Annotated in this window: 11 protein-coding genes; all 11 read right to left on the bottom strand. The window is 36.3% G+C overall.

Annotated elements, in window-relative coordinates; translation table 11 throughout:
* Positions 1-5 precede the first annotated feature (5 nt).
* Complete coding sequence (locus GJJ64_RS07450) at positions 6-2429, bottom strand: glycoside hydrolase family 95 protein (RefSeq protein ID WP_154287102.1); 2424 nt, start codon at positions 2427-2429, stop codon at positions 6-8.
* 17 nt (positions 2430-2446) lie between these two features.
* A complete protein-coding gene (locus tag GJJ64_RS07455) occupies positions 2447-3190 on the bottom strand; it encodes an SDR family NAD(P)-dependent oxidoreductase (RefSeq protein ID WP_154287104.1) in 744 nt (247 codons plus the stop codon).
* 16 nt (positions 3191-3206) lie between these two features.
* Positions 3207-3548 (bottom strand): L-rhamnose mutarotase, encoded by a 342-nt coding sequence (locus tag GJJ64_RS07460; RefSeq protein WP_154287106.1) that lies wholly within the window; start codon positions 3546-3548, stop codon positions 3207-3209.
* A gap of 4 nt (positions 3549-3552) precedes the next feature.
* Positions 3553-5103, bottom strand: coding sequence for an alpha-L-fucosidase (locus GJJ64_RS07465; RefSeq protein WP_154287108.1), 1551 nt, complete (start codon positions 5101-5103; stop codon positions 3553-3555).
* A gap of 10 nt (positions 5104-5113) precedes the next feature.
* Positions 5114-6742 carry an alpha-L-fucosidase gene (locus tag GJJ64_RS07470; RefSeq protein WP_154287110.1) on the bottom strand — a complete coding sequence of 543 codons (1629 nt, stop codon included), beginning with the start codon at positions 6740-6742 and terminating at the stop codon, positions 5114-5116.
* Positions 6743-6750: 8 nt separating this feature from the next.
* Entirely contained in the window at positions 6751-7737 is a 987-nt protein-coding gene (locus GJJ64_RS07475) for a beta-propeller domain-containing protein (RefSeq protein ID WP_154287111.1), read from the bottom strand.
* A gap of 10 nt (positions 7738-7747) precedes the next feature.
* The gene (locus GJJ64_RS07480) at positions 7748-8746 is read right to left on the bottom strand and encodes a glycoside hydrolase family protein (RefSeq protein WP_154287113.1); all 999 of its coding nucleotides are present in this window, start codon (positions 8744-8746) and stop codon (positions 7748-7750) included.
* Positions 8747-8758: 12 nt separating this feature from the next.
* Positions 8759-10315, bottom strand: a complete 1557-nt coding sequence (locus GJJ64_RS07485; RefSeq protein ID WP_154287115.1) for a glycoside hydrolase family 28 protein — start codon at positions 10313-10315, stop codon at positions 8759-8761.
* Positions 10316-10322: 7 nt separating this feature from the next.
* Complete coding sequence (locus tag GJJ64_RS07490; protein WP_154287117.1) at positions 10323-11873, bottom strand: alpha-L-fucosidase; 1551 nt, start codon at positions 11871-11873, stop codon at positions 10323-10325.
* 202 nt (positions 11874-12075) lie between these two features.
* Positions 12076-13263 (bottom strand): glycoside hydrolase family 88 protein, encoded by a 1188-nt coding sequence (locus tag GJJ64_RS07495; RefSeq protein ID WP_154287119.1) that lies wholly within the window; start codon positions 13261-13263, stop codon positions 12076-12078.
* 24 nt (positions 13264-13287) lie between these two features.
* On the bottom strand, positions 13288-15441 hold the full coding sequence (locus tag GJJ64_RS07500; RefSeq protein WP_154287121.1) for a glycoside hydrolase family 31 protein: 2154 nt from the start codon (positions 15439-15441) through the stop codon (positions 13288-13290).
* Between the last annotated feature and the right edge of the window lies 1 nt (position 15442).

Here is a 15442-nt window from a genome sequence, read left to right on the forward strand (position 1 = left end):
TTAGGTTAGTTGGGTAAAACGGTATAAGTCTTACCTGCTTCTACGTTAAAAGTATATAAATTATCGGCTGCTTTTGTAAGCTTAATTACCTGTTTATTCAGCAGGATTTTCACTGGCGTTTTACTTCTTAAATTGCAGGTTTGGGCAAATTTTGAGGTAATTGTGGCCTCTTTTAATTCGCGGTTTGCCCAACTGATATTAACACCATAGCCTCCTCTGGCTCTTAAACCACTGATATGACCATCTTTTAAATCTTTTGGCACTGCTGGCAGCAGGTATAACTCGTTAGAGTGACTTTGCATCAGCATTTCTACTACGCCAGCTGTAATACCTTGTATACCTTGGTTTCCTTCAAAAGAAGGTGTAATGTCACTATCCTCTGGTCTTGGATGTATACTGATATCAGTAAGCATAGATTTTAAAATCTGATAAGCTTCTTCAGGCTGTTCAAAACGAGCTTGTTGGTTAATTTTCCAAGCGCCAGACCATCCTTTATTGATATTTCCCCTCCTATCTAAAACAACTTTTACAGCTTTAGCCAGTTCTGGTGTTTTCCTTAGGGTGATGTCATCATCAGGATATGATGCAAACAGATGTGAAATATGCCTATGACCTACTTGCATTTCTTTATAATCATGCAACCACTCTTGTAACTGACCAAATTGCCCAATTTGATGAGGTGGCAATTGTTTCATAGTATCTTCCAATTTTTTAGCAAAAGCAGCATCCTCACCTAAAACTTTTATAGCTGTAATACAATTTCTAAACAGATTTCTAATAAGCTGGTTATCCATGGAAGAACCTGCAGAAACAGAAGCTTCTTCTCCTTTAGTAGTAAAGAAATTATTCTCTGGCGAGGTTGACGGACAGGTAACCAAATAACCTGTTTCTGGATCTTTAACTAAGAAATCAAGAATAAATTCTGCTGAACCTTTCATTAAAGGATATAATCTTTTCAGGTAAACAGCATCGGGCTCATAGGAGTAATGATCAAATAATTGTTGTAAAATCCACGGACCTGCCAACGGCCAAACAGATGCTTTTGGATTTGGGTCTGTTGGTGCAGTATTAAACCAAATATCCGTACCATGATGTGCAACCCATCCTTTACAACCATATAGTTCTTTTGCTGTTCTGGCTCCGGCTTCAGCTAAAATCTCTGTAAAGGTTAATAAAGATTCGTTTAAACTTGCCAAGTTTGTGCTTTCTATAGGCCAATAACATTCTTGAATATTGATATTTAAAGTCCAACGCCCTTGCCAACGCCCCTCCATGTTGTCTAACCAAATGTTATGATTATTAAAAGCTAAAGTTTTTTCTCTAGCTCCGGCTAACATGAGGTATCTACCATATTGGAAATACTGCGAAATATATAAGGGATCGTGAGCCCCTTTACGTAAAGCTAAAATCCGATCAGTAGTATTCATCTTAGCTTTTTCATGTCCACCTAAATCAATTTTACAACTTGCAAAAAGCGGCATGTAGTCTCTCAAATGACGATTTTTAAGCTCTGCGTATTTAAATTTTACAGCTTTAGAGATGTAATCATTACATCTTTGTTTCTCGTTAGCACTTACATCGTTATAATTTACCCAATTGGTAGCACCTGCAAGCATGATAACCACCGCGTTAGCATTAGAAATCTGAATTTCATCGCCTGTTTTACCCGCCTTTTTCAGATAACTGGTTTTACCACCTTCTGCATTTACTTTTAAACGCGATTGCCATTTCATAGCTGCGGGCAAAACTTTTTTTGCATATTCTTCCTCAGTAAGCTCAGTAGTTGTGCCATTCATCACAATATCTCCATTTAAGAGTTGTGTTACAGCAGATTGTTGCAAACTACTTAAAGAAGCTTTTAAGTTGATACTCTTAGGTTTGCTAGCTGTTATACGCATGACCACCACTTGGTCTGGGTAACTCGCAAAAATTTCTCTTTTGTAGTTAACACCATTTAAACGATAGGTAATGGTTACCGTAGCACTATCCATACTAAGCTTACGCTGATAGTTTTGCACTTTTGCTTCATCATGATTAAATCCTAAATGAAGAATACCCATAGGTTGGTAATGTTGTACCCTTAAAGGTATACTCCCTAATTTTAGCGAGGCTTTACTTGCTGCCGCATAATCTTTTTCTATGAGGATTTTCTTTCTGATATCTTCTAAAACTTGTGGCCCCTGCGGATTATTAGGATTGTAAGGCCCACCAGACCACAAAGTTTCATCGTTAAATGGAATAACTTCTTGGTTGATACTGCCACCAATCATAGCCGCAAATCTGCCTGTTGCTATAGGTAAACCCTCCCAATACTTTTTTGCTGGCTGATTATACCACCAGCTCATTTCAGCGTTCTTTACCTTTGCATTTTGTGCTATAAGAGATAAAGAACATCCGTAAAAGAATATAAAAACAAAGATTTTTTTCATTTAGAAACTTGGTTTGGTTAGCAAATACGCATGCTCATACCGCCGTCTATAACTACGTTTTCACCAGTTATAAAATCGTTTTTAAGCAACATAGCAACGGCATCTGCTACATCTTCTGGTTTACCTTCTCTTCTTAATGGGATACGATTTTCTATGTTATTTTTCACTTGCTCTGGTTTTAAGAAATCTTGAAAACGGGTACGAATAACACCCGGAGAAACACAGTTAACTTTAATATCAAACTCAGAAAGTTCATAAGCTAAAGCTCTTGTAAACTGAGGTAAAGCACCTTTAACAACCGCATAAGCTAAAGCACCTTTAACACCTCTTAAACCTGCCGCTGATGAAATAAGGATAATACCACCAGAACCTTTTCTTTTCATAGAAGGTACTGCGGCCATGCATAAATGAAAAACTGCATGTATATGAATATCAAAAGCACTATACCATACATCTTTTGCACCGTTTAATAAACTACCAGGGGCTGCACCACCAGCAGAATGTACTAAAACATCTATATCTCCTAAAGCTGCAATAGTTTCTGCTACTACACGTTCGCAATCCTCTGGCTTGCTCATATCGCCTTTAAGCAATACACAATTTCTACCTAAGCTTTTGATTTGATTGATTAAAGATTCATCATCTGTATTTCTTGCTACTAAACTTATATGCGCACCCTCACGAGCAAGTTTTAATGCGGTTTCTGCGCCAATACCTTGTGTACCACCCGTTATAAGGGCTACTTTATTTGTTAATTCCATTGTATGTATTTTATAATTAAGCTTTTAATTCAAATATTTTGTTCATAAGTATCCATTTCTCTCCTTCTTTTGCCCAAGCTAGTGGCTGTTGAAATTTCCACATTAACTTTTCCCATTCTTGTACTTTAGGATTTTCAGCATCGGCTTTAGCCTTTTCATCAAAACTAAATTCATCGCTGGTTTCCATAATCATGAAGAGCCTATTACCTGTTCTGTAAATCTCCATGGCGGTTATATGTGCATCCAAGATGCTTTTTTTTATCTCTGGCCAACCGTTTTCTGCTTTATGCCAATGTTCATACTCTGCAATAAGCGTTTCATCATCAATTAAGTCTAGTGCCAAACAATATCTTTTCATGCTTTTACTGTGCTATTTTAAATGTATAAACCAACTGCTCTTCTGCAGGAATAGCAGTTTTCAAATCATCTGGTATTTGAATGGTTAGACCTTTTTTAGTAGAATATTTCCATTTTAATGGCTGATTAGATCCAATTAAATAGATTTTAGAGCCTTTTACCGGCTGTACAGTTTTTAGATTAAAAACTTTATTAGGCCACTCAAAACTATGAGCATATAATGTTTTATGGTCTTTAGAACGGGTAAAACGTATGCTATCTCCCTCTTTCCAATGTTCGCCTTCGCGAGCTCTGGTTCCATAAATAGCTTCTCCGTTTGTTTTTAACCATTTACCAGTTTGCTTTAATTGTGCTTCTGCTGTAGGATGAAATTTGCCATCGCCATCGGGGCCAACCCCAACCATAAAATTACCGCCTTTTGCAGCACAGTCTACAATATTTTGTACTACCCATTTCGCCCCCTTATGCTTATCAGCCTCAGCTTCATAAGAAAAAGTGCGACCTAAAGGATAAATCACAAACCAAGGCACTTGTGTATTTTCTTTTGCACCAGGTACAAAACCTTCTGGGGTGTAATAATCTCCGTAATTACCAATGCCACGAGCTCTAAACATGACATCGGGTTGTATTTTACGCAGTTCTATCATGGTTTCTCTGAGGTAATGCCATACCGCCGGACCAAACCACATATCCAAGCAAATCATATCTATTTTGCCGTAATTGGTTAATAGCTCTTTCAACTGCTCACGGTGGCGTAACATGGCTCTCTCAACTTCTTGCGGAGTTGGGTCTGGTGCCATGATAGGCCCATTTTTACCATAATGAGATTCTATAGCACCTTCTGGTTTATAATCTTTACCTCTTACCGCTAAGGTTGCAGAAGATGGCGTTTGCAAAGGATGCCAAACATAGGGGCGAAAATCAGCATCATACCAATCTGGGTTAGAATAGTATAAATCTATTTTAATATCTCTTTTACGGGCAGCATCGGTTAGTTCTTTAACGATATCTCGTTTAAAGGGGCCTTCCATAATGCTATAAGCAACATCGCAATCTTCTATAACTGGGCCACCGGGAGCAGTATAATTTACCCTCTTTTTCACCCTAGTTTTGGTATCAAACAAAGAAAAACCTTCATGATGTTTGGTGGTGAAAGCAAACATTTTCATGCCACTTTCTTTAAATAATTCCATCCAGCTATCTGCATTAAAACCTGTAGGATTCCAAGTTTTATACATATCAAAATAGGCTTGCTTTTGCTCATTAGGGAGTTTTAACAACGGCCAAGACTCTTTCTCTTGTTTAATGACAGAATATAATCCCCAATGTATACGTACACCAAATTTCATATCATCAAAAGCCTCATAAGCTTCTTTTGACGCCCAAGTATATTCTGCAACTGGGTTTTCTTCTATATATCCACTGGTATAGGTATATTGTTTATCTGTTTTAGGCAAATAATGCTTAGCATTTTCTTCGTTACTTCTGGTTTGCGCTTGAATTACAAAAGGAAGTATAAATGCTGCGATAAATATTTTAATTACGCTATTTCTCATAATTCATAAATTAAACCTGTACAGCAAAACTGTATGCGATTTGCTCTTTTTTAGGAATCCCTGCTTTTATTTTTGCTGATGTATGAATGGTAAGTTCTTTGGTTGAAGCATTATAATCCCAAGTAACTGCTTTTTGGTTACCTAAACAGGTTATGGTTGAACCCGCTTTAGGCTGTACAGTTTTTAAGATTAAATTATCTCCTGGCCATTCTAAACAATGAACATAAATGGTTTTTTGATCTTTAGAACGGGTAAATCTGATGTTATCACCTTCTTTCCAATTTTCGCCTGCTCTAGCTCTGGTTGCATAAATCCCTTCTCCATTCTTTTTCAACCAAGCCCCAACTTCTTTTAATTGCTTAATAGCTGTTGGAGAGAATTTTCCGTTACCATCTGGCCCAATACCAACCATAAAGTTTCCGCCTTTAGAAGCAGAGTCTATAAGATTTTTTACCACCCATTTAGCACCTTTATATTTTTTTGATGATGGATCATAAGAGAAAGAGCTTGCCAAAGGATAAATAACAAACCATGGTGAGTCTGAATTTTCTTTGTCTCCGGGAACGAAACCCTCTGGAGTATAGTAATCTCCATAATTACCAATTCCACGGGCTCTGAACATGACATTAGGTTGTATTTTCCTAAGCTCCATTAATGTTTCTCTGAGTTGTGGCCATACTCTTGGCCCTAACCAGATATCCAAGCAAATCATATCTACTTTACCATAATTGGTTAAAAGCTCTTTTAATTGTGCCCGATGTCTGGCAATCATAGCTTCTTCTTCTTCCGGAGTAGGGTTTGGTACAATGGTTAAAAATGCTTTTTGTCTTTCCTTAGCTCTTTCAAATTCAGAAAACTCCTCATCATCAGCTTTAGCTTTACACCATTCTTCACTAGAAGGAATTTGCAAAGGGTGATAACCATAAGGTCTAAAATCTGCATCGTACCAATCAGAATGTGAATAGTATAAATCTATTTTGATATCATGCTTGCGGGCAGCATCGCATAGTTCTTTTACAACATCTCTTTTAAAAGGTGTGTCCATGATACTGTAAGTAGTATCACACTCTTCTATTTTAGGACCACCTGGGGCAGTCCAATTAGGGCGGCGTTTTACCCTGGTTTTGGTATCATACATAGAAAAACCTTCGTGATGCTTAGTGGTAAAAGCAAACATTTTCATGCCGCTCTCTTTGAAAAAATCCATCCACTCGTCAGCATCAAAACCTTTAGGATTCCATGTCTTATAAAGTTCCTGATATTCTTGTCTTTTTTGGAAATCAAAAGCAGGCTCTCTGTTACCTAAAAACGGCCAAGATTCTCCGCCCATTTCTAAGATAGAATATAAGCCCCAGTGTATTCTAACTCCATATTTCATATCTTGAAATGCTTCGTAAGCTTCATCAGATGCCCAAGAATATTCTGGAATAGGATCGTCTTCTATATAATTTTTTGACCTTTTATAGTTTTGATCGGTTTTTGGTAAACGGTGAGAATATCTTGAAAACTTACCACTTAATGAAGCATAAAAAGGCTTTTCTTCTTGCGCTAAAAAGCTTAAACCTTTGGCCATTTTAGTTGATAATAATGCGCCAGCGGTTAAGCCTAAACTGTTTCTTAAAAAATTACGTCTTTTCATATAAGTTGTTATTTGATATTACCGAACCTAACATCCTCAGCTTTATCATCGTTTAAAAATTGAATAATGGTTGATGGACCTAAATTCACAGGTGGAAGCCATTCTTTTAATGCCCAAACCACTTTCTTATCAGGAGTAACTTCTAAGAATTGTGCAGGCATATTTTGAGGTTCTATTTTATATTTCTTCCATTGGTTAAACCAATTGTTAATTAAAGTATTTCCATTAGGCAAACGATAAGCCATCTGCATCCCAAAAATTCTGTAACCTATTAAATCTTCAGGTTTTAATTCCCAAAGCGTTTTACCTTCTCTGGTTATCTCTCTGATGAAATTCTTATTACAAACTGCTAATAAATTACCATTAGCGAGCTCTTCTACAGACCAAGGTGTTGGGAAATCAAGATTTAAAAGTTGCTTACCATTGCTGTCATATTCTATGATTTTACTTAAATCCATGTGTGCAACTAGATAAGTTCCTCTTTTAGTTAAACGGGCATGTCTAAACTGAATATGCGCTCTGGATGTATCTTTTACAGGTATAGCAAATTCCTTTACAAAATCCCCAGTACGGATATTTACCACCCTTACTTTGGGCTGATTGGAGTTTTCAATAAATATTACATGTTCTTTCCCGATGGGTTGTGCAGTATGTATCTCTGTTCCTTTAGGGCAATTAAGTTTCCATAAGAAATTCTTGTTTTTATCTATCACAGATAAACCATGTTGATGCGCAAAAACAATATTCCCATTAGACATTAAAACAGCATCGCTTATTTCTCCCTTGCCCAAAGTATCTATGTAAGACCAAGCAATTTTACCGTTTTTAACAATATACATATTTCTATGCTTTTGCTCACCAGCATACAAGAAATCATATTGTTTAAGTCCTTTACCGGGTAAAACAGCCGGAGTTGTTGGCTCTGTAATAAGCTCTTGTGTATAAGCTCTTACTATACCCAAGCATAAGAAAAATAAGGCGGCTTTAATCTTCATAACCTTTCTATTATTTCTTCTTAGATGATGATTTACCAGGCACATAATCATCAACAGGATGGGCTACAATTACGCCTTTATCATCAGGTGTCATGCAACCTAAAAAGTATGCTTTTACTACACCATTTTCTACATAAGCAAAAGGTCTTTCTACCCTTTTAAATTTTTCTTTACTACCATCATCGTAAGTAATCTCGTTGGTGTTGATAGGTTCTTTGGTTAATAACTGGTAATTGATACCATCTTTAGAATAATATTGAACACCAACTTTATTTCTTCCTGTAGCTACACCAGCAAAATCTGTACAAATAACATTGTATTGGTTATTTGCCCACCAAATGGTTGGGTCTTCCAATTCGTAATTATTAGGGAAAAGATTTTCTTTTTCAGGAGCTAAGTTTTGATAAGGCCCTTTATAGCTTGCTGCTTCTGCGGCTCTGGCTGTACGCACTTGTTTATCACCAATTTTAACAGATAATCTACCAAATACATATACGCTACCATCGGGTCTTACCAATGGAGCCGGATTGCTAAAACTCATCATCTTTTCAGACCTTGTCCATGGACCTGTAATAGCATCAGCCTCTGCATAACCGGTTTCGTTAGCTGAAGAAATGTAATACAATACATATTTATTTCCAACCTTCACTATTTTAGGATTATGTACCCTATCATTATCCCATTTACCTTCTCTTTTTTCTAAAACAACTTCGGCAAATTCATAAGGGCCTAAAAGATTTTTTGAGGTTGCCCTGATACATAAAGACTTTGCTGTCCAGCTTGCCATACCACCTTCTGCAGGCCATGCCGAAGCAAACATGTGGTAAGTATTCCCAACTTTTATAACCGATGGGCACCATAAAAAATACTGACTTAGCTTTAGGCCTCCATCTTTTTTTGCTGGCTTTATAAAATTCTTGATGCTCTCAAAAGCTTGTTCTTGCGCTATGGTAGCTTTACTTGAAGTTACAAGTAATAAAATGATAAATACTTTTAAAGAAAACTTCATGTTATATTATGATTAAGGTTTAATGATTTCTATTTCTTTAACTATCTTATCGAATTTGTTTTTTAAGGCCTTAACATCCCCACTTTTACCTTCTACCCTTACCAATGCTTTTGCTTTGCCAGTAGTACTTACCTGAGTGATATTTGCAGCTTGTACATTTTCTAACCTGATTACTGCTTCTGCACCTTCAAAAGTTGGTACTTGACTGTTAGAGATATTTACGTTTTTACCATCTTCAATAATAAAAGCTGGTCTTAAATCGGTACTATCAACCGTAAAACTTATATTTTTTAGGGTTAAACCCGATACATGCCTGGCCCAAATACCATAAGCCGGAATAGTTGGCTTAAAAGTGCTGATTTCTGGATAGGCTGTTTCTGCTTCTGGTACTACTTGCCTAGCATGTTTGGCATTACCACCTCCTGCTATTCTGATGTCTATATTTTCTAATGTTAGATTTTTAATGTCATGCCCCGGTACGCCAGTAATTAAAATGCCACTTGGTGGATCTATTTGTGCAGGATTGGCAGCTTTAGCATTTACATTTCTGATGCTTACATTTTCTATTACTCCGGTTTTTTGTTTGGTATCACTATCTTTTCTAAAAACGTTAAGACGAGAACCTAATCTAATGAGCATTGGGGTACGCACATTATTCATGGTGATGTTAGATATTTCTACATTACGTATTTGTGCGCCATCAACACTGTTAATTTTAATACCTCCATTTCTAGTATCATAGATATAAACATCAGATATTTTGATGTTTTCGAAAGGCGCCATAGACTCGGTGCCAAACTTTATACCGCCATGGTTACTGGTAATTCTTAAACCTTTTACTTCTATGTTTTTACAAGCCATTTGGCTCCAGGTGGTTTTAAAGCATAAACCATCGTCACCGGTATCAATATCACAATTGAATATTTTTACGTCTTGCGAGCAATCAATATCAAAACCATCATTATTACCTAAGCCACGACTTTTAATGGTAACACCCGAAATGTCTATACCTTTACAAGCAAAAAAGTGGGTAGTCCACGCGGTAGAATTAATCAGTTTCACATCTTTAACAACAATACCTGTACTTCTTACAAATCTTACCAAGAAAGGTCTTTTACCTCTTCCGCCTGATGCTAAAACATCTTTCCCTCTGCCATTTATGGTTCCTCCACCAATGATGCCTACATTTTTAGCATCAACTGCACCAATAAAACAGTAGCCCATTAAAGCTCCATTACCGGTTCTAAAAGCGTCTACCATTTGGTAATCTGCAATATTTTTACTGCCCAATAATTCTGTTTTTTCTGATAAAGAAATGGTGATATTATCTTTTAATAAAATAGTACCTGAAACATATTTACCTGCAGGAAAATGTAAAAGAGCACCACCTTTTTTACTGTAATCATCAATTAACTTTTGAATAGCCTTCGTGTTTACCACATTGGTATCGGCAACTACGCCATGCTTGGTAACATCAACTATAACTGTTTCTGAAGCTTTTACAGCTGTTCGGTTTATTGTAAGTAGTAAAAATGCTACGCTTAATACTTTAATAATGCTTTTTAACATGCTTATATTATTCTAAAATTAATTCCCAGGTTTGCTTGCTCTTATCATCAGTTTTTATTTTAAAGACAAGTGCATAATCGGCATCTAAATTTTTAGGTAATTGAATATTTAAAGCCTCTGGAGTTTGTTTCCAGATTAGCTTTTCTGTTGTACCTAAAAGTTGAATATCCTCTATTTTGTTAACCAATGTAAGGTTTGATGCTAAAGACTTGATATTAACTTCTTTTTCAGGGATTTTAAGTACAAAAGCATAGACATACCCATTTCGGGTTGTAAAGCGTATATCTTGTTCTGTATAAGGTTTTCTTTGCTCTTGAAAAGCGCCAGAAGTTACTTTGGTAGGCCCCTCGCCATAAACTAACCAAGGGCGACTTGCGTAAATACCTTCACCATTAATTTTAAGCCACCCACCCAATTGTTTTAAGATTTGAGCTTGATTTTCTGGCAAAGTACCATCACTTCTTAAACCAACATTTAGAAGTAGATTACCATTTTTACTTACAATATCAATTAAATTGCCTACTAAAACATCAATGGTAAATTGCGGTTCGGTTTTACGGTAAAACCAACCTCCTGATAAGTCAGTATCTGTTTGCCAAGGTAAACGCTGCAAAGCATCAGATTGCCCACGTTCTATATCCCAAACAAAAGCTCTTTTATCTGGCCCATGTTTTAAATTCATAACGGCTTCTAGTTTACCATTATGCTTTTGGATATTACTGTTATAAAAGTGTGAAGCTAAATCCAAACCATATGTCATACCTTTATTGGTACCAGGTAAAGACCCATCAAAATAAAGTAAATCGGGTTTATACTTATCTACAAGTTCTAATGTTCTGCTATACCACACTTTCATCCAAGCTTCATCATTCATGTAATCTAAGCTGTAGTTGCTATTGTAGAAATCGGCATATTTAGGATTTTTACCATCAAATTTTCTTGAGGTTTGAAAGAAAGAAGCCACTCTATCAAGATGCGTTGATACCCCGAATCTTACACCCTGACGTTCAGCGGCTTCTTTCCAACCTTGAATAATGTCTTTTTTGGGCCCCATAGCTACAGCATTCCAACGATGTTGAGAATCGTACATATCAAAATTATCATGATGTACTGCTACTGGTACTATATATTTTGCACCACAGGCTTTATAGAAAGCTACTAGAGAATCAGGATTCCATCGTTCTGCCTTAAACATAGGGATGAAATCTTTATAACCAAATTTATTTGGATGCCCATAGCGCTTGGTATGCCATGCTAATAGTTTTTCTGCTTGTACACTTCTTTCATGTCCAGGAGGATACTCTCCAGGGCCATACATGTATCTGCCGTAATGTGAGCCACCATATTCTCTATTTTCATCTATAGCAGCCATAATACCCCAGTGCATAAAAATCCCAAATTTGGCATCTCTAAACCAATCAGGGGTTTTATAATTTTGCGCTAATGATGACCAACTAGATTCAAATTTTGGCTGAGCTATTAAACTATTAACACTTAAAAAGCATCCTGAAACAAGACACAGAAGAGTTTTCTTAACTGTTTTATGAGTATCAACCATGATGATTTAAAAGCTAAGCATTTAAAGTATGGGTATTTACCTTTTAAAATAAGGTGGCATACTTACGCTAGTTGTATAATTGATTAAATCAAATAAACAGTAATTTTAGCTTAAATCGCTACTAAAAATTAGCTATTAAGTAAGTTATTTTGGCAGATTTTTGCAGTTAAAAAACAATGTTTTTCATAGGTAAATGATTAACTTATTTTAACTGTCTTTTTCTTAATAAAGCTTCTAAATAATAGTAATCGGCATAGTTTAAAGGCACATCAACCTCGCTGTTAGAAGGTGCAGAACCTGTACTGTGTAACAAGATAAAGCCTTTAGCTTCGCCAACCGGAGCGATGTATTTTGTACTTAAACTGTGTAGCATTTTATCTGCTTTTTGTTGATAATACGACTTCTTATCGCGTGTGTAGGTACTTAACTCGTACAAGCTTGATGCTACAATAGCTGCTGCAGATGCATCACGAGCTTCGTTAGGTATTTTTTTAGAATCAAAATCGCAATAAGGCACTAAATCTTCTGGTAAATTTTTATGGTTAAGATAAAACTTAGCAATATTTTCTGCCTGAGCTAAATAAACAGGGTTTTTAGTTTCTCTGTAACATAAAGTATAGCCATATAGTGCCCAAGCTTGCCCTCTAGACCAGGCCGACTCGTGAAAATATCCTTGGTGCGTATTTTTCTTTAGCACCGCACCTGTATTTGGGTCATAATCTATTACGTGGTACGAACTGTAATCTGATCTAAAATGATTTTTCATAGTGGTATTGGCATGGGTAACCGCAACTTTATAAAAAGAAGAATCACCAGTTAATCTTGTAGCTGCAAAAAGCAATTCTAGATTCATCATATTATCAATAATCACTGGATTTACCCATTTATCCCTACTATGGTCCCAAGATAAAATAACTCCGGTTTTAGGGTTAAACCTGGTCATTAAAGTTTTAGCAGACTGTATAATTACATCTTTATAATGTGGGTCATTGGTTAACCTGTAACCTGTACCAAAACTGCAATAAACTTTAAAACCCATATCATGAGTTGTTCCGTTTGTTTTCTCTTCCTCAATATCTGCAGTAAACTTCTTAGCTTCTGTAAACCAGGTTTTGTTTTTCTTATTATTCTCGTGTAAAAACCAAAGTACACCAGGGAAAAAACCGCTAGTCCAATCTCTAGAAGCTACTAACTTTAACTCTCCATTTTCTATAGTACGCGGCGAAACCAGCTTTTTGTTAGTTGTTTTAGCTTTAGCTTTTTCTACTTCTGTAAGCATTACTGCTGTTTGCTTTTCGGCATGTTTAAAGGCCTTTTTAATATTTACTTTTTGTGCAAAAGCAATATTACTTAATAAGGCTAACGTAAGAATCAGTTTAAAATATTTCATTTTATATTCAATTTTGGGCTTTTATTATTTCTTTGTCATGTAGGTAAAACTTACTTTACCAATGGTATTAGGTTTACCTTTTTCTGGTGCTGATATTGACCCTTTAAATGTTCCGTTTTTCTGTTTTTCTACCTTAATTTGTCTCCAGCTGTAAGCACCTTTTTCGTAATTGAAGGTTTCTCCATCATCATCATAAAGCATAAAAGAGTTTGGTTTTTCACCATAAAATCTAACTTCTAAATCAACTTTCTCATTCAATTTTGGAGCATGTAATTTGGCAGGCATCATAGGTATAATACCGCCATCTTTAACAAAAACCGGAATTTTATCTAAACCTGGTGTTACAGTAATTACTTTACCATCGCCAACAAAATCTCCGGTATAGAAATCATACCATTTACCTTTTGGTAACACTACTTTTCTTGAAGTTTGGCCAGTAAACATTGGGGCTACTAATAAATAATCGCCAGCCATGTATTGGTCTTTAATTTCTCTAGAGGTAGCTTCTGCATAAGGGTTTTCTTCTAGATTAACATTTCCTGAAACAACTTCTTTTTTAGCTTCTTGCTGGAAACCTTCTTCTAAATTCATCGCTCTAAAAGGAGGGATTCCTTCAAAATGATATTTAGCAAAAGTAGTATACCAGTAAGGCATCATTTTCATCCTCAGTAATGAGAATTCTTTAACTTGCTCGGCAACGTCTGGGTAAGTCCAAGGTTTTGTGCCGGATGACCAAGCGTTAATCATGGCCATTGGAGAAAATACATTAGATTGAAATCTTCTTAACCATTCTTCGCCAGTTTTTGATGCCCTAACTTCTGGTGTCCAGAGTACGCCAGAGAAACCGCTATTGATTAAAGCGGTAATAAAGTCTTCGTGGTTGTAATAATCATTGTAGATAACATAAGGGAAAGAAGTACCTCCTCCGTTTGATGCTCTTACTAAACCAAATGTCCTTTGGTTGCGCTCTTTAAATAATTCTGAAGTATAACGTTGAACCATTAAACCATAAGTTTGTCTCATTTGCTCGGCAGAAACTCCGGAAGGAAACTTTGCTATATCTGGCCATAAATGATAATCGTAACCATCAACCTCATCTATTTTGTATCCGCTTACGCCGATGTCTATTTGGTCTTGCTTAAGCTGATTGAAGAATATTTTTCTGGCTTCTGGCAAATTAAAATCAGGAACTGCACCACGCCAAACTGTATGTGAACCTGTTAAGGGTCTTATCTCTTTATAAAAACTAGCTTTTGGCGATACGTAAGGATTTATCCATAGGTTTAACCTGATGCCTTTATCAAGCATTTCTTTTACAAAAGCCTGCGGGTTTGGATATCTGCCTTTATCCCAAGTAAAACTTCCTGGATAAGCCCAACTTTGCCAACCTGGCTCTAAACCAACAAAATCTAATGGATAACCTTTATCCTGAAAGGCTTGAACTTCTTCTTTTACTTCAGCGTCGGTAAATTTTGTTTTAACACGTTGTGTAAAGCCTAAACCCCATCTTGGTGGTAAATAACCTCCACCATTAAATAAGTTGTAGCGTTGCATCACTTGCAACGGTTTTGGACCTGCAAAAACATAAAACTCTACTCCTTCGGCTGGTACTAAAATCTCAACAGCATCAGAAGTATTTCTTGATTGCCAGTTTTTACCAGCTGTTCTATCCACAGGTTCTGCTGGGAAAATAGGGCTATCTTTTCTTAAACTTGTGCCTGCCCATACTTTAATATATCTGGCCGAATTGATAAAAACACCATAACCTTTAGATGACATGTAAAAAGGCACTGGTGCATGGGTACGTCCGTTATCTTTACCACCATAGTGGTCTACATGCAATTCTAAAACCTTAGCTCTTTGATGTACGGTTTGAAAGTTTAAACCAAAGCCATAAAGCTGTTCTTCTAAATCCAAAGGAAAACTTAAAAAAGTTTTTCCGTCTTGTAATTCAAACTTAATATCAGCTTGTTGAAGCGGAAAAGTTGCACTCCCTACCTTAGCTAAAGCAGTTGCATTTGGCTTTGCGCCTGATGCCTTTAATAAATCAAAATTTTCTGGCTTTCCGGCTACACCTTTCCATACACCGGGATAAACTTCTGTCCATTGTATAGCTTGAGGAAATGCTTGTATAACAATAAAACAAAGGCAGATAGCTAATAAACTTATTTTCTTCATG

Source organism: Pedobacter puniceum (genome assembly GCF_009674685.1).
Classification (GTDB): Bacteria; Bacteroidota; Bacteroidia; order Sphingobacteriales; family Sphingobacteriaceae; genus Pseudopedobacter; species Pseudopedobacter puniceum.